General features: G+C 52.6%; 14 protein-coding genes. 9 read left to right on the top strand and 5 right to left on the bottom strand.

The features are described 5' to 3' along the window. Window positions 1-248: 248 nt before the first annotated feature. On the top strand, window positions 249-896 hold the full coding sequence (gene fucA, locus GHC22_RS04865; protein ID WP_003825656.1) for an L-fuculose-phosphate aldolase: 648 nt from the start codon (window positions 249-251) through the stop codon (window positions 894-896). Between the two features lie 11 nt (window positions 897-907). Next, window positions 908-2,056 (top strand): lactaldehyde reductase, encoded by a 1,149-nt coding sequence (gene fucO, locus GHC22_RS04870; RefSeq protein ID WP_153752334.1) that lies wholly within the window; start codon window positions 908-910, stop codon window positions 2,054-2,056. A 76-nt stretch (window positions 2,057-2,132) separates the two neighbouring features. Here the strand turns inward: fucO and xni are convergent, their stop codons facing one another. The 5 genes from xni to queF form a co-directional block, all read right to left on the bottom strand. Continuing rightward, window positions 2,133-2,888 (bottom strand): flap endonuclease Xni, encoded by a 756-nt coding sequence (xni, locus tag GHC22_RS04875; protein ID WP_153752336.1) that lies wholly within the window; start codon window positions 2,886-2,888, stop codon window positions 2,133-2,135. Window positions 2,889-3,057: 169 nt separating this feature from the next. Then, a complete protein-coding gene (locus GHC22_RS04880; RefSeq protein ID WP_003034070.1) occupies window positions 3,058-4,425 on the bottom strand; it encodes an L-serine ammonia-lyase in 1,368 nt (455 codons plus the stop codon). A 53-nt stretch (window positions 4,426-4,478) separates the two neighbouring features. Beyond that, window positions 4,479-5,768: an HAAAP family serine/threonine permease gene (locus GHC22_RS04885; protein ID WP_153752338.1), complete on the bottom strand. Its 1,290-nt coding sequence runs from the start codon at window positions 5,766-5,768 to the stop codon at window positions 4,479-4,481. A 560-nt stretch (window positions 5,769-6,328) separates the two neighbouring features. Continuing rightward, complete coding sequence (gene ppnN, locus GHC22_RS04890) at window positions 6,329-7,693, bottom strand: nucleotide 5'-monophosphate nucleosidase PpnN (RefSeq protein WP_003034076.1); 1,365 nt, start codon at window positions 7,691-7,693, stop codon at window positions 6,329-6,331. 113 nt (window positions 7,694-7,806) lie between these two features. Continuing rightward, window positions 7,807-8,655 (bottom strand): NADPH-dependent 7-cyano-7-deazaguanine reductase QueF, encoded by an 849-nt coding sequence (gene queF / locus GHC22_RS04895; protein WP_003825665.1) that lies wholly within the window; start codon window positions 8,653-8,655, stop codon window positions 7,807-7,809. Window positions 8,656-8,723: 68 nt separating this feature from the next. On the opposite strand from queF, the gene syd reads away from it, so the two are divergent. From syd to gudD, 7 genes are all read left to right on the top strand, one after another. Beyond that, window positions 8,724-9,269 (top strand): SecY-interacting protein, encoded by a 546-nt coding sequence (syd, locus tag GHC22_RS04900; RefSeq protein ID WP_032944836.1) that lies wholly within the window; start codon window positions 8,724-8,726, stop codon window positions 9,267-9,269. Between the two features lie 632 nt (window positions 9,270-9,901). After that, window positions 9,902-10,231: a YqcC family protein gene (locus GHC22_RS04905; protein WP_153752339.1), complete on the top strand. Its 330-nt coding sequence runs from the start codon at window positions 9,902-9,904 to the stop codon at window positions 10,229-10,231. Beyond that, window positions 10,231-11,013, top strand: coding sequence for a tRNA pseudouridine(65) synthase TruC (gene truC, locus GHC22_RS04910; protein WP_003825671.1), 783 nt, complete (start codon window positions 10,231-10,233; stop codon window positions 11,011-11,013). The genes GHC22_RS04905 and truC overlap by 1 nt, the downstream gene beginning before the upstream one ends. A 19-nt stretch (window positions 11,014-11,032) precedes the next feature. Then, window positions 11,033-11,482, top strand: a complete 450-nt coding sequence (locus GHC22_RS04915) for a flavodoxin (protein ID WP_003825676.1) — start codon at window positions 11,033-11,035, stop codon at window positions 11,480-11,482. Window positions 11,483-11,825: 343 nt separating this feature from the next. Beyond that, the gene (gene gudP / locus GHC22_RS04920; RefSeq protein WP_153752341.1) at window positions 11,826-13,178 is read left to right on the top strand and encodes a galactarate/glucarate/glycerate transporter GudP; all 1,353 of its coding nucleotides are present in this window, start codon (window positions 11,826-11,828) and stop codon (window positions 13,176-13,178) included. Between the two features lie 2 nt (window positions 13,179-13,180). Continuing rightward, window positions 13,181-14,521, top strand: coding sequence for an enolase C-terminal domain-like protein (locus GHC22_RS04925; RefSeq protein WP_153752343.1), 1,341 nt, complete (start codon window positions 13,181-13,183; stop codon window positions 14,519-14,521). A gap of 20 nt (window positions 14,522-14,541) precedes the next feature. After that, window positions 14,542-15,882 (top strand): glucarate dehydratase, encoded by a 1,341-nt coding sequence (gene gudD / locus GHC22_RS04930; RefSeq protein WP_153752345.1) that lies wholly within the window; start codon window positions 14,542-14,544, stop codon window positions 15,880-15,882. Window positions 15,883-15,905: the final 23 nt, after the last annotated feature.

The following is a 15,905-nucleotide window of genomic DNA, read 5'->3' on the forward strand; positions in this document are numbered from 1 at the left end:
CAATTTATTCGCAAATGACCGTTTTACAATGGTTTTATTAAGAACGGACATTTTGCAATTGTAATATTATGCCTGCATGTTTTTATTCAGCGTTATTAGTTGATGAACATCACAAAATCCAGTGCTAAAAATTCCCTTCTCTTTATTCAGCATGATGATAGTTAGCAAATACCCGCTTAAATCAACAGAGCGTCGAGGTATTAGCAATGTTCTGTTGTCGCATTTTGACTCACTGAGAGAGGTAAGTAATGGAACGAAATACGCTGGCACGGCAGATTATCAATACCTGCCTGGAAATGACCCGTCTGGGGTTGAATCAGGGGACTGCGGGTAATGTAAGTGTGCGTTACCAGGACGGGATGTTAATTACCCCGACGGGTATTCCGTATGACAAACTCACCGAATCCCACATAGTGTATATCAACGCTGAGGGGCAGCACGAGGAAGGGAAATTACCTTCCAGCGAGTGGCGGTTCCATATGGCCGCTTATCAGACGCGTCCCGATGCTCAGGCGGTGGTCCATAATCATGCCGTGCATTGTACTGCTGTTTCTATTCTCAATCGGCCAATCCCGGCAATCCATTACATGATTGCGGCGGCTGGCGGTAACTCAATTCCCTGTGCGCCATATGCGACGTTTGGTACGCGTGAGCTTTCCGAGCACGTTGCGGTAGCGCTGAAAAACCGAAAAGCAACGCTGTTGCAGCATCATGGGCTGATCGCCTGCGAGGAAAATCTGGAAAAAGCCCTGTGGTTAGCGCATGAAGTGGAAGTGCTGGCGCAGCTTTATCTCAGCACGCTGGCGATTACCGATCCGGTTCCGGTACTGGACGATGAGGCTATCGCTATTGTGCTGGAAAAATTCAAAACATATGGATTGCGTATTGAGGAATAGGAGATAAAACGATGGCGAACAGAATGATTCTGAACGAAACGGCATGGTTTGGCCGGGGAGCTGTTGGCGCATTAACCGATGAAGTTATTCGTCGTGGTTATCGCAAGGCATTGATTGTGACTGATAAAAATCTGGTGCAGTGCGGCATTGTTGAGAAGGTGACTTCCCGAATGGATGCTGCAGGTCTGGCATGGGAAATCTATTCAGGCGTTATTCCTAATCCAACCATTGCGGTAGTGCAGGAAGGATTGAGTGTCTTTCAGCAAAGCAGCGCAGACTATCTGGTCGCCATTGGCGGTGGCTCCCCGCAGGATACCTGTAAAGCGATTGGCATTATTAACAATAACCCGGAGTTTGCGGATGTACGCAGCCTTGAAGGGTTATCGCCGACACGCTTCCCGAGCGTGCCAGTTATGGCTATACCAACCACTGCGGGAACGGCGGCGGAAGTGACCATTAACTACGTGATCACTGACGAAGAGAATCGGCGTAAGTTTGTTTGTGTCGATCCACATGACATCCCGCAGGTGGCGTTCATTGATGCTGACATGATGGACGGCATGCCTGCTGCATTAAAAGCGGCTACTGGCGTAGATGCACTGACTCATGCCATTGAAGGCTACATCACGCGGGCTGCGTGGGCGCTTACCGATGCGCTGCACATTAAAGCCATCGAAATTATTGCTGGGTCATTACGCGGTTCCGTTGCGGGCGACAGCCAGGCGGGGGAAGCGATGGCTCTGGGCCAGTACGTTGCCGGGATGGGTTTCTCCAACGTAGGTCTGGGATTAGTGCATGGCATGGCACACCCGTTAGGCGCGTTCTACAACACGCCGCACGGCGTCGCGAATGCCATTTTGCTGCCACACGTGATGCATTATAACGCCGAATTCACCGGGGAAAAATTCCGCGATATCGCCCGGGTAATGGGGGTTAAGGTTGAAGGACTGACGCTGGCAGAGGCACGCAAAGCGGCGGTGGATGCCGTCTTCGCCCTTAATCGCGATGTAGGTATCCCACTGCATCTACGTGATGTTGGCGTCCGTAAAGAGGATATTCCTGCGCTGGCGCAAGCCGCATTTGACGATGTTTGTACCGGGGGAAATCCGCGTGAAGCGAGCCTTGGGGATATCGTTGAGCTGTACCATACCGCCTGGTAATCACCTGGCGCTTATCCGGCCTATAGGGTTGTACAATAAGTAGGCCGGATAAGCGCAGCGCCATCCGGAAATAAGACTACCGCGCCAGTCGTAGCTGCTGTAGGTTTCCGTCGATATGTAAGTCTGTTTGCAGCCGCGCGATATCGCGGCACAAAAATGCCATCTCCCGATGTTCTTCGAGTTTCTTACGCCATTTCTCCGGTACGTCATCCAGATGTTCATACAGCGCTTCCAGCGTTGGAAACTGTGCCAGCAGTTGTGTGGCACTTTTAGGACCAATACCGGCAACCCCCGGTATTTTAGAACTGCTGATCCCGGCCAGTCCCCAGTAATCTGGCAGCTGTTGCGGCAGTACGCCGAACTCTTTCTCGATAAACGGCGCATCCAGCCAGCGTTTCTGGAAATAATCGCGAATTCGCAGCGTTGGGGAGAGTAGCTGACAGTAGCCTTTATCGGTTGAGATGATAGTCGCCTGATGTCCCGCCTGGCTAACTTTCACCGCCAGAGTGGCGGCTAAATCATCGGCTTCATTCCCGCTGGATACCCAGCAGCAGACGCCGCGCTGTTCAAAAGCGGCGCGTAAGGCGGGCATTTCCTGGTGTAAATCGTCAGGCATCGGCGGGCGACCGGCTTTGTAGTCAGGTAACCGTTGGTGACGCCAGCCGCTGTTACGCGCTTCGTCATCAAATACCGCCACGGCGTGCGTGGGCTGACTGTGCACAATCAGCTGATCGAGCGCGTGCTGGCATGTCTCCACGCAGGGGGAGCCCTGTACGGCGTGAATACGGCGGATGAGATTCAGTGCATCAACAATGAGCAGGTGGACGGCCACGGTGTTCTCCCTAACAAATTAGTCTGTAGGGTAACATTCACGACGAGTGGAGACGAGCATTGCGAAAGAGCGCTATCCGTAAGCCTGATAAGCGAAGCGCCATCAGGCAATAAAAGCCGGATGCGGCGAGCGCCTTATCCGGCCTACAGATACGAAAATGTGCTGAGAATTAATCGCAGGTGACAATCTTCATCGCCAGACCACCACGAGAGGTTTCGCGGTATTTGGCGTTCATGTCTTTACCAGTTTCGTACATGGTCTCGATAACTTTATCGAGGCACACGCGTGGTTCACTGGTACGGCGCAGCGCCATACGTGCAGCGTTCACCGCTTTAACCGAAGCAATGGCATTACGCTCAATGCACGGTACCTGAACCTGGCCGGCAACCGGGTCGCAGGTCAGACCCAGGTTGTGTTCCATGCCGATTTCTGCCGCGATGCACACCTGCATTGGGCTACCACCCAGCAGTTCAGCCAGACCAGCCGCTGCCATGGAGCAGGCGACGCCAACTTCACCCTGACAGCCGACTTCGGCACCAGAGATAGAGGCGTTCATCTTGTACAGTGAACCAATGGCGCTCGCGACCAGCATGTAGCGTGCCAGCGAGTTAGCGTTCACTTCACGGATAAACTTGTCGTAATACGCCAGTACGGCAGGAACAATCCCGCATGCACCGTTGGTTGGTGCAGTCACCACGCGTCCACCGGCTGCGTTTTCTTCGTTCACGGCCAGCGCGAACATGTTGATCCAGTCAACAACCGCCATCGGGTCGGTGGTGGTTTTGTCGCTGCTGACCAGCATGCGACGCAGCGCAGCAGCACGACGCGGAACGCGCAGTTTGCCCGGCAATACACCTTCGGTAGTGATGCCGCGTTCAATCCCGCTACGCATCACTTCCCAGACGTTAGCAAAGTGCTGTTCCAGTTCTTCTTTGCTGTGCAGCGCCAGTTCGTTTTGCATCATCAGACCGGAAAGTGACAGGCCGGTTTCCTGGCAATGACGTTGCAAATCAGCTGCGGATTTATACGGATATGGCACGTTTACCGGAGAGTTGTTCGGTAAACCAAAATGTTCTTCATCAACGATGAACCCACCGCCAATGGAATAGTAAGTCTGGCTGTAAATAGCCTTTTCGCCCGCCAGTGCGGTAATGCGCATCCCATTTTCGTGCAGGGACAGATTGTCCGCATGGAAATTCATGCACTTGTCGACCGGGAACTCGACCTCATGTTGACCGTCTGCCAGCAGCAAACGCCCATGAGTATTCACATCCTGGATAAAGGACGGAATGGCATCAATGTCTACGGTATCCGGCAGATTACCCGCCAGGCCCATAATAATCGCGATGTCGGTATGGTGACCTTTCCCCGTCAGAGATAAAGAGCCATAGACATCAACCACTACGCGGGTTACGTCAGTGAGAATTCCGCGTGCAATCAGGTCATCCGTGAATTGTTTGCCTGCTTTCATCGGGCCAACAGTGTGGGAGCTGGAAGGGCCAATGCCGATTTTGAAAATATCGAATACGCTAATCATGAGGCGTCCATTGTGTATCGAGGTGCGCCGCCCCGAGGAGCGGCGCAGGGGAATTAACTGAACAGAGAGTAGAAAATAGCGGAGATAGCGATCAGGCCCATAATCACAACGAAGACGTTGCTGATATGGCCGCTGTACTTACGCATTGTCGGTACTTTCTGAATGGCATACATCGGCATCAGGAACAGAATCATCGCGATGATTGGGCCACCCAGGGTCTCAATCATGCCGAGGATGCTTGGGTTCAGCGTCGCCACAATCCAGGTGGTTACCAGCATGAACAGCGCAGTGATTTTGTTCAGTTTGTTGATTTCGATGGATTTGCCTTTGCCACGCAGAGACTTAATCACCATACCATTGAAGCCTTCACGTGCGCCCAGGTAGTGGCCCAGGAAGGATTTGGTGATAGCGATAATCGCGATGATCGGTGCCATCCAGGCAATAATCGGCGCGTTAAAGTGGTTCGCCAGGTAAGACAGAATCGAGATGTTCTGCTCTTTCGCTGCTGCCAGGTCCGCCGGAGTCAGGCTGAACACGCAGCTGAAGACGAAGAACATAACGGTCAGTACCATCATGATGTGAGCGAATGCCAGAATCTTGGAGCATTTTTTCTCTGCTTCATCACCGTACTCTTCACGCTTCGCCACGGCGAAGGAGGAGATGATCGGGGAGTGGTTGAAGGAGAACACCATTACCGGAATTGCCAGCCACAGGGTCAACAGCAGGCCGTTGCCGGTGGTTGCCGCAGAGTCAAAAGACATGGTTTCCAGAATCGCACCGCTCCACTGAGGGATCAGGTACAGCGCCAGCAGCATCAGAGCCGCAACGAACGGGAATACCAGGATGCTCATCGCCTTAACGATCATCTGCTCACCGAAGCGCACGATGGTCATCATGCCGACAATCAGGATCAGTGACAGGATTGCGCGCGGCGGCGGCGTAATCGCCAGCTGGTGGGTCAGGAAGCTTTCAACCGTGTTGGTGATTGCTACGCTGTAAACCAACAGAATCGGGTAGATAGCGAAGAAGTAGAGCAGGGTAATCAGTTTACCTGCACCAACACCAAAGTGTTCTTCTACTACTTCGGTGATGTCTTCACCCGGATTTTTACCGGACAGCACAAAGCGAGTCAGGCCGCGGTGTGCAAAGAAGGTCATTGGGAAGGCAAGGATCGCCATGATGATCAGCGGGATCATACCGCCTACGCCTGCGTTAATCGGCAGGAACAATACACCCGCCCCAATCGCCGTGCCGTAAAGGCCCAGCATCCACATGGTGTCTGTTTTGCGCCATGCGCTGCGGGTCTGGCCCGTAACGATAGTGCTGGTTTGAGTGTTTTCCATCTATTTCTCCTGGAGGAAGCTTAAAAAGTCGGGTTTGGGGTCAATCCAATGAGAAAGTACCCGACTGTAAATCGAAATTCGTTGAGCGATTTTTATATAATTTTTCGCCGTAATAATTTTCGGGCGGAAAGATACATTTTAGTAATGAATGTATCAGTGATCGGGATCCCAAATGCAATAATCCACCTTTTATGTGGATAAATTTGGGCCATTAATCTGTTAAAAAATAGTCAAAGCGAATTTACGGGCGCGAAGGCTAACATTAACGACATATCTCATGAAAGCGAAGGCGCGAAGATAGGCGTGTTCAGCTGTAAAAACTGTTGTTTTTAGATGATTTCGGCGACTAATAATAATTTTCTAAGATAAATCACGGTTGGTTTTTCAAGGTAATCGTTTGCGTAGCGCGCTGTTTTTTATGAATCATCACTGGTATTTATATGATTGTCGGAGCTATGTGACTGGTATCACTAAAAAAAGCCGGGAGGCAAGTGCGCCAAACCCGGCTTTGATATGGACAAAACTGTCACCGCTATAGCGCTGCTAGCGGGTGTTGAAGGTTAGGCGCAGATCTCGTAACAAGGGATATACGCAGTGCCCGGTAACTTCATACGATGTTGTGCAACAAAGCCCTGCAGGAGATCGTCCATGCGGCGCATCATTTCGCGGTCACCGTGGATTTTGTACGGGCCAAACTCTTCGATGGCGCGAATGCCGACCTCCTTCACGTTACCGGCCACAATACCCGAGAATGCACGACGTAAATCGGCGGCCAATACTTCAACGGGTTGATCCGGGTACAGCTTCAGGTTGGCCATGTTTTCATGAGACGGCTCGAACGGCATCTGCAGATCGGGCGCGATACGAATCGACCAGTTAAAGCTGTAAGCATCTCCTGTGTCGCGACGGTTTTCTTTCACCAGCGGCATCGCTTTTTTCATCAGACGCGCCACTTCGGCCGCATCGTCAATGATAATGCGATAGTGGCGACGCGCATCTTCCCCTAGCGTGTGCACGATAAATTCGTCCAGCACGCGGAAGTAATCCGCACTCTCTTTTGGTCCGGTCAGGATCAGCGGTAGAACCTGATCTTTGTTGGCCGGATTCATCAGGATCCCCAGCAGATACAGCAGCTCTTCTGCTGTCCCTACGCCACCCGGGAAGATGATAATACCGTGGGCGATACGCACGAACGCTTCCAGACGTTTTTCAATGTCCGGCATGATGATCAGTTCGTTTACCAGCGGGTTAGGCGGTTCAGCGGCGATGATTGACGGTTCGGTCATGCCAATAAAGCGGCTGTCTTTGTATCGCTGCTGGGCGTGGCCGACCGCAGCGCCTTTCATTGGCGCTTCCATCGCCCCCGGACCGCAGCCGGTACAGATGTTCAGTTCGCGCAGACCCAGTTGGGTGCCGACGCGACGGGCATACAGGTACTCATTTTCGTTGATTGAGTGACCGCCCCAGCAGACGACCATGTTCGGCGCTTCACCGACGTGCAGCGCCCGGGCATTACGCAGGATCGAGAATACGAGGTTGGTAATATGCACCGAGCTTTCGAGATCCAGATGCTGAAAACGACCGGCGTTATGGATCTGTCCATTGACGAACAGAATGTCGCGCAGCACGGCAAACAGGTTAGCCTGTAGCGCACGAATAATGCGTCCATCAACAAACGCATCTTCAGGTGGGTTGATCAGTTCCAGCTTCACGCCCCGTTCGCGGCGCAGTACGTTAATATCGAAACTTTCAAAGCGGGACAGCAGTTCTTTACTGTTGTCGGTCAAACTGCCGGAGTTCAGAACGGCAAGCGAACAGTTACGAAACAGTTGATACAGGTCGCTGCTGGCCGTGCGTTTAAGCATATCGACTTCCAGCTGCGACAACATGTCCATTGAGCCAAGCGGGCTAATATGTGTAATCAAGTAAACTCCTTATGGGACGCAACACGTCATTCCCTATTGATTACAATAGCCCTGGCTTATGACCTTTCACAACCTTGTGCGCGGAATCCGACACGCAAAATTGAGAAAAAAGATTACTGACGTACCAGACGACCGGTTGCCGGAGTGAAATCGGTGTTGGTGCGCCATGGGTTAATGTCCAGACCGCCACGTCGCGTGTAGCGTGCGTAGACGCTCAGTTTCTCTGGCTGGCAGAAGCGCAGAATGTCATTGAAAATACGTTCCACGCACTGCTCATGAAATTCATTATGGTGGCGGAAGGAGACCAGATAACGCAGCAGCTTCTCTCTGTCGATTTTCCGTCCACGATACTGAATTTGTATGGAGCCCCAGTCAGGCTGATGGGTAATCAGACAGTTGGATTTCAGTAGATGGCTGACCAGCGTCTCTTCGACTGCCTTTTCACCGCTCACGGCATTTTCCAGATACGCAGTGCTGAACTGATAGTTGTCGATGACGATATCCTGATTGTCGATACAGGTCCCATTAAAGTGGGCTATCGGCTGCCCTTCCAGTTCGTCAAGGCGGTACAGCGCCACGCTGACATCGCCCTGAGCGCAGGCGCGCAGATCGTTTTCCAGCGTCTGGCGTACCGCGTCCCAGGAATCAAAACGCGTCTGGTTAAAACTGTTCAGGTACAGCTTAAAGCTTTTCGATTCAATAAGATTTACGCTGGTGTAATCCAGCTCCACATGACCGACCGCAACCTGCGGTAAGCCGTTGGCATTCAGCCACGACAGTTCATATAGCGTCCAGATATCCGCACCGTGAAAAGGCAAGTTATCGGCCTTTAAATCCAGCGGGTCGCGATTCAGGCTGCGCGGAACGCCCTGCAACAGACTTGCATCGTAATTGTCTCGGTAATCCGTTGATTTACCGAGTGTCAGGCCGTTAAGCGCCTGATGATTTTCATAAGAGGACATGTTTCACCGTCATAAACCAGATACACTATGCGACAAGTGTATCCTGGCTTTTGTGAAGAGAGAAATCAGTGGACGAATTGACAGCGCAGGCGTTGATAGCCTTTACGACGCGTTATTGCGACGCATGGCATGAAAAAAACAACAGTTGGCCGCTCAGCGAAGAGCTGTATGGCGTACCTTCTCCGTGTATCATTTCTTCCACAGACGATGCGGTATTTTGGCAGCCTCAACCTTTTGTCGGCGAAAATAATCTCAATGCGGTTGAACGGGCCTTTGATATTGTGGTACAACCTGCCGTTCACGCTTTTTACACCACCCAGTTTGCTGGTGATATGCACGCGCAGTTTGCGGATGAAAAGCTCACGCTGCTGCAAACCTGGAGTGAAGATGACTTCAGGCGCGTTCAGGAAAACCTGATTGGTCATCTGGTAACGCAAAAGCGCCTCAAGCTATCACCTACGCTTTTTATTGCCACACAAGATAATGAGCTTGACGTCATTTCGGTGTGCAATCTGTCCGGTGAAGTGTGCAAAGAAACGCTGGGAACCCGTAAACGAACGGTGCTGGCGGCCTCACTTGCGGAATTCCTCACTCAACTTAAGCCAGTTCTGTAATCCAGTTTGCCCTGAATCTTGTGAGAGATCTCTTACAAACCCTGTAGGACATTGCCAGGTGATAAGTAAAGACTTAATGAATTGATAAAATAATAATTTATTATTATTCAATTGGTTAGTGTTTTATTGTCAACTTTCATACGAAAATAATCGTAAGGGTAAGCCTGTAAGCATCTTGTAAGACAAAGCGAAACAGGCGATTCTATATCTGTCGACAAGGAGTCGCACAACGAAGAGAACATCAGGATGATGGCTCTTCGCCAGGACACACCAGGACGGTGTTGCAAGGACAGGCTTCAGGACGAAGCAAAGAGGAAGACGCTGGATGCGTTAAAGGACACCTCCAGGATGGAGAATGAGAGCCGGTCAGGATGTTCGGCGGGTCTGGATGGCCAGGATACTTCAGGATGAAGTTTTCACATCGGGGTGATGTGAGCAGGATGCAAAAGTTCAGGATGAACACGGTCGCAAGACCACAGGAAAAGTTGTCAAGGATGAGCAGGGAGCACTAAAAGTAGCTGGAATGCTGCGAAACGAACCGGGAGCACTGTTTTTACAGTGCTCCCTTTTTTTATTTCCCTTCACTAGTGCTATTCTTCGCGCCAGATTTTTTCATCATTGAGGTTAATTTCATGACGACTCATGACCGTGTGCGCCAGCAGTTACACGCACTTGAAGCGCTACTGCGTGAACATCATCACTGGCGGATGGATGAGCCAGCAGAGCATCTGTTTACCAGTACGCAGCCTTTTTGTATGGATACCATGGAACCGGTCGAGTGGCTGCAGTGGGTGTTGATTCCCCGCATGCATACGTTGATTGATAACGCGCAGCCGCTTCCGCAGGCTTTTGCCGTCGCACCGTATTACGAAATGGCGCTGGCAGCCGCTCACCCGCAACGCGACATTCTTCTGGCGGCATTGCAGGAGCTGGATGCGCTGTTTACAAGTGATAACGCCTGATGCTGGAAATTCTTTATCAGGACGAATGGCTGGTCGCCGTCAATAAACCTTCGGGCTGGTTGGTTCACCGCAGTTGGCTCGACCGGGATGAGAAAGTGGTGGTGATGCAAACGGTGCGCGACCAGATTGGTCAGCACGTATTTACCGCCCATCGACTCGACAGACCAACCTCCGGCGTGCTGCTGATGGGACTGTCCAGCGAAGCCGGGCGTTTGCTGTCCCAGCAGTTTGAACATCATCAAATTCAGAAACGCTATCATGCGATTGTGCGTGGCTGGCTGATGGATGATGCCGTGCTGGATTACCCGCTGGTCGAAGAGCTGGATAAGATTGCCGATAAGTTTGCTCGCGATGATAAAGGCCCGCAGCCTGCTGTCACTCATTATCGTGGCCTGGCAACGGTAGAAATGCCGGTAGCGACCGGGCGTTATCCAACTACCCGTTACGGGCTGGTGGAGCTGGACCCTAAAACCGGTCGCAAGCACCAGCTCAGACGCCATCTGGCGCACTTGCGCCATCCGATTATCGGCGACAGCAAGCACGGTGATTTGCGGCAAAATCGCAGCGCCGCAGAGCATTTTGGTTGTCAGCGATTAATGCTGCATGCCAGCCAGCTTGCGCTGACCCATCCTTTCACCGGCGAACCGCTGGTTATTCGCGCCGGGCTGGATGACGTCTGGATGCAGGCGTTATCACAGTTTGGCTGGCGTGGACTTCTCCCTGAGAATGAAAGGGTTGAGTTCAGCGGGCTGTCAGGTCAGGATGAGCAGATAGATTCTTAAGTCCCAGGAGATTACGGTTATGGCGGAAATTGGAATTTTTGTCGGCACGATGTACGGAAACGCGCTGCTGGTTGCCGAAGAGGCCGAAGCTATTTTGACGGCGCAGGGTCATAAAGCTACGGTGTTCGAAGATCCGGAACTTAGCGACTGGCAGGCATATCAGGATAAATATGTACTGGTGGTGACTTCCACGACCGGGCAGGGCGATCTGCCGGATAGCATCGTGCCGCTGTTTCAGGGGATCAAAGATAATCTCGGTTTCCAGCCAAATCTGCATTACGGGGTAATTGGGCTGGGCGACAGTAGCTACGTTAATTTCTGCAATGGCGGCAAGCAGTTCGATGCGCTGTTGCAGGAACAAAGCGCCCACCGTGTAGGAGAAATGCTGCTGATTGATGCCAGCGAGCATCCTGAACCGGAAAGCGAATCCAATCCCTGGGTAGAAAACTGGGGAACCTTGCTTAAATAACTCCCTCGCTCGTACGGGCATGTAACCCTCCTTTGAACCGCAAGCCGGGCCAGGCGAAGCCGCCACCCGGCAATAAAACCCCAATTACGTGAACTAACTTCCACTACTTTGGGCTTATGCCCCAAACAACTTCTCACTGCCTCCCTAATGTTGTGTTCATGCACGGTGAGGGCAAGTGGCACTCCTTCATATACTTTTCCCGTCAGTTCCCGGAATGGCAGCGAGTCAGAATAAAACGGCCCTGAGCTGTACCAACACTGCCACACACTAACCTCTCATTCTGATCACCCTACAGGTGCTGTACAGAATGAACTGGCGAAAGCCAGGATTCAGGAGTGCAACAATGAGTTCATTAAGTCAGGCGGCGAGCAGCGCGGAAAAACGCACTAACGCTCGCTACTGGATAGTGGTGATGCTGTTTATCGTCACATCCTTCAACTACGGCGATCGCGCCACCTTATCCATTGCCGGTTCGGAGATGGCCAAAGACATTGGTCTGGATGCGGTAGGGATGGGGTATGTATTCTCCGCTTTCTCATGGGCCTATGTTATCGGCCAGATCCCCGGCGGCTGGTTGCTCGACCGCTTTGGTTCAAAACGCGTTTATTTCTGGTCCATCTTTATTTGGTCCATGTTTACCCTGTTGCAGGGTTTTGTCGATATCTTCAGTGGTTTCGGCATTATCGTTGCGCTGTTTACTCTGCGTTTCCTCGTCGGTTTAGCTGAAGCGCCCTCCTTCCCCGGCAACAGTCGTATTGTGGCGGCGTGGTTCCCGGCACAGGAAAGGGGCACGGCGGTCGCTATCTTTAACTCTGCGCAATACTTTGCCACCGTTATCTTCGCGCCAATCATGGGTTGGCTGACCCACGAAGTGGGCTGGTCGCATGTGTTCTTTTTTATGGGCGGCCTCGGGATCATTATCAGCTTCGTCTGGCTGAAGGTGATTCATGAACCTAACCAGCATCCAGGCGTAAACCAAAAAGAGCTGGATTACATTGCCGAAGGTGGGGCGCTGATCAACATGGATCAGGCGGCAGCCAAAACAAAAGTGCCGTTTAGCGTGAAGTGGGGGCAAATCAAACAGCTGCTGGGTTCACGGATGATGATCGGGATTTACATCGGCCAATACTGCATTAACGCGCTGACCTACTTCTTTATCACCTGGTTCCCGGTTTATCTGGTGCAGGCTCGCGGTATGTCGATTTTGAAAGCTGGCTTTGTTGCTTCGGTTCCGGCCATTTGCGGATTCGCCGGCGGCGTGCTCGGCGGCATTATTTCCGACTGGCTGATGCGCCGTACCGGTTCGCTGAATATCGCCCGTAAAACGCCAATCGTACTCGGTATGCTGCTGTCGATGGTGATGGTGTTCTGTAACTACGTCAATGTGGAGTGGATGATCATCGGCTTTATGGCGCTGGCCTTCTTCGGCAAAGGTATCGGTGCGCTGGGATGGGCAGTGATGGCTGATACCGCACCTAAAGAGATCAGCGGTCTGAGCGGCGGTTTGTTCAACATGTTTGGCAACATCTCCGGCATCGTCACGCCAATTGCTATCGGCTACATCGTCGGGACTACCGGCTCGTTTAACGGCGCGTTGATTTACGTCGGGGTACATGCGCTGATTGCGGTGGTGAGCTATCTGGTGCTGGTGGGCGATATTAAACGTATCGAACTGAAACCTGTCGCAGGACAATGATGATGACAACACAATCGAGTCCCGTTATTACCGATATGAAGGTCATCCCGGTGGCCGGTCATGACAGCATGCTGCTCAATATTGGCGGCGCGCATAACGCATACTTTACTCGTAATATCGTGGTGCTCACCGATAATGCCGGAAACACCGGTGTCGGTGAAGCGCCTGGTGGTGAAGTGATTTATCAGACGCTGGTGGATGCGATTCCGCAGGTGTTGGGCCAGGAAGTGGCGCGCCTGAATAAGGTGGTGCAGCAGGTGCATAAGGGCAACCAGGCCGCTGATTTTGACACCTTTGGCAAAGGCGCCTGGACCTTTGAACTACGGGTCAATGCGGTAGCGGCGCTGGAGGCCGCATTGCTCGACCTGCTGGGTAAGGCGCTGAACGTGCCGGTTTGTGAACTGTTAGGGCCGGGCAAGCAGCGCGATGCGGTCACCGTACTCGGTTATCTGTTCTACGTGGGCGATCGCACAAAGACCGATTTACCGTATCTGGAAAGCACGTCGGGAAACCATGAGTGGTATCACCTGCGTCATCAGCAAGCGATGAACAGTGAGGCAGTGGTACGTCTGGCTCAGGCTTCGCAGGATCGCTACGGCTTTAAAGATTTCAAACTCAAAGGTGGTGTACTGCCTGGTGAGCAGGAAATCGACACCGCTCGTGCGCTGAAAAAATGCTTCCCGGATGCGCGTATTACGGTTGATCCCAACGGTGCCTGGCTGCTGGATGAAGCCATCTCCCTGTGTAAAGGGCTGAACGATGTTCTGACCTACGCCGAAGATCCATGCGGCGCTGAACAGGGTTTTTCTGGCCGTGAAGTGATGGCCGAGTTCCGCCGTGCAACCGGTCTGCCGGTAGCAACGAACATGATAGCTACCAACTGGCGTGAAATGGGCCATGCGGTGATGCTGAATTCAGTAGATATTCCGCTGGCCGATCCGCACTTCTGGACCCTTTCTGGCGCGGTACGCGTGGCACAGTTATGCGATGACTGGGGCCTGACCTGGGGCTGCCATTCTAACAATCATTTTGATATTTCGCTGGCGATGTTTACCCACGTCGGTGCGGCTGCACCGGGTAATCCAACGGCTATTGATACCCACTGGATCTGGCAGGAGGGCGATTGCCGCCTGACCAAAAATCCGCTGGAGATTAAAAACGGAAAAATTGCGGTACCCGATGCGCCCGGTCTGGGCGTGGAACTGGACTGGGATCAGGTACAGAAAGCGCATGAAACCTATAAGGCGCTGCCCGGCGGCGCGCGTAATGACGCAGGCCCAATGCAGTATCTGATCCCCGGATGGACTTTTGACCGTAAACGTCCCGTTTTCGGCCGCCACTAATTTTGAATAAGGACTTAATTATGAGCGCACAATTTTCTACCCCATTGGTTACCTCTATGCAGGTTATTCCGGTTGCGGGTCATGACAGCATGTTGATGAACCTGAGCGGCGCACATGCTCCGTTCTTCACGCGCAATATTGTGATTATTAAAGATAACTCCGGTCATACCGGCGTGGGTGAAATTCCCGGCGGCGAAAAAATCCGCAAAACGCTGGAAGATGCGATCCCGTTGGTGGTAGGCAAAACGTTAGGCGAATATAAAAATGTGCTGAATGCAGTACGCAATACTTTTGCCGATCGTGATGCGGGCGGTCGCGGTTTGCAGACCTTCGATTTACGTACCACTATTCATGTGGTTACTGGGATCGAAGCGGCCATGTTGGATCTGTTAGGTCAGCATTTGGGCGTAAACGTCGCCTCTTTGCTGGGGGATGGCCAGCAGCGTAGCGAAGTTGAAATGTTGGGTTATCTGTTCTTCGTGGGTAACCGTAAGGCAACGCCGCTGCCGTATCAGAGTCAGCCGGATGAGAAATGCGACTGGTATCGTCTGCGTCATGAAGAAGCGATGACCCCGGATGCGGTAGTGCGCCTGGCGGAAGCCGCGTATGAGAAGTATGGTTTCAACGACTTTAAACTGAAAGGCGGCGTGCTGGCCGGGGAAGAGGAAGCAGAATCTATCGTTGCGCTGGCGAAGCGTTTCCCGCAGGCCCGCGTCACGCTGGATCCGAACGGCGCGTGGTCGCTAAATGAAGCGATTAAAATCGGCAAGTATCTGAAGGGTTCTCTGGCCTATGCGGAAGATCCGTGCGGTGCCGAGCAGGGCTTCTCTGGTCGTGAAGTGATGGCGGAGTTCCGCCGCGCCACCGGTCTGCCGACCGCCACCAACATGATCGCCACCGACTGGCGTCAGATGGGGCATACGCTGTCGTTGCAGTCTGTGGATATCCCACTGGCGGACCCGCACTTCTGGACCATGCAGGGTTCTGTCCGTGTGGCGCAGATGTGCCATGAGTTCGGGCTGACCTGGGGATCGCACTCTAACAACCACTTTGATATTTCGCTGGCGATGTTTACGTGTGTTGCGGCGGCGGCTCCAGGAAAAATTACCGCTATCGACACCCACTGGATCTGGCAGGAAGGCAACCAGCGCTTGACCAAAGAGCCGTTTGAAATCAAAGGCGGCATGGTGCAGGTTCCGGCAAAACCGGGTCTGGGCGTGGAGCTGGATATGGATCAGGTCATGAAAGCGCATGAGCTGTACCAGCAACATGGACTGGGTGCGCGTGATGATGCGATGGGTATGCAGTATCTTATCCCGAACTGGACGTTTGATAATAAGCGTCCGTGCATGGTTCGCTAAGTGATCCAGGACCGCTCCTATAG

The sequence above is a fragment of the Citrobacter sp. H12-3-2 genome (assembly GCF_009649895.1).
GTDB classification, from domain to species: Bacteria; Pseudomonadota; Gammaproteobacteria; order Enterobacterales; family Enterobacteriaceae; genus Citrobacter; species Citrobacter portucalensis.

Bases quoted from the DNA above. Each gene is read 5' to 3' on its own strand.
- queF (WP_003825665.1), bottom strand. From the start codon at position 8,655: ATGTCCTCTTATGAAAATCATCAGGCGCTTAACGGCCTGACACTCGGT.
- truC (WP_003825671.1), top strand. From the start codon at position 10,231: ATGCTGGAAATTCTTTATCAGGACGAATGGCTGGTCGCCGTCAATAAA.
- fucA (WP_003825656.1), top strand. From the start codon at position 249: ATGGAACGAAATACGCTGGCACGGCAGATTATCAATACCTGCCTGGAA.
- GHC22_RS04905 (WP_153752339.1), top strand. From the start codon at position 9,902: ATGACGACTCATGACCGTGTGCGCCAGCAGTTACACGCACTTGAAGCG.
- GHC22_RS04915 (WP_003825676.1), top strand. From the start codon at position 11,033: ATGGCGGAAATTGGAATTTTTGTCGGCACGATGTACGGAAACGCGCTG.
- gudP (WP_153752341.1), top strand. From the start codon at position 11,826: ATGAGTTCATTAAGTCAGGCGGCGAGCAGCGCGGAAAAACGCACTAAC.
- GHC22_RS04880 (WP_003034070.1), bottom strand. From the start codon at position 4,425: ATGATTAGCGTATTCGATATTTTCAAAATCGGCATTGGCCCTTCCAGC.
- GHC22_RS04885 (WP_153752338.1), bottom strand. From the start codon at position 5,768: ATGGAAAACACTCAAACCAGCACTATCGTTACGGGCCAGACCCGCAGC.
- gudD (WP_153752345.1), top strand. From the start codon at position 14,542: ATGAGCGCACAATTTTCTACCCCATTGGTTACCTCTATGCAGGTTATT.
- GHC22_RS04925 (WP_153752343.1), top strand. From the start codon at position 13,181: ATGACAACACAATCGAGTCCCGTTATTACCGATATGAAGGTCATCCCG.
- fucO (WP_153752334.1), top strand. From the start codon at position 908: ATGGCGAACAGAATGATTCTGAACGAAACGGCATGGTTTGGCCGGGGA.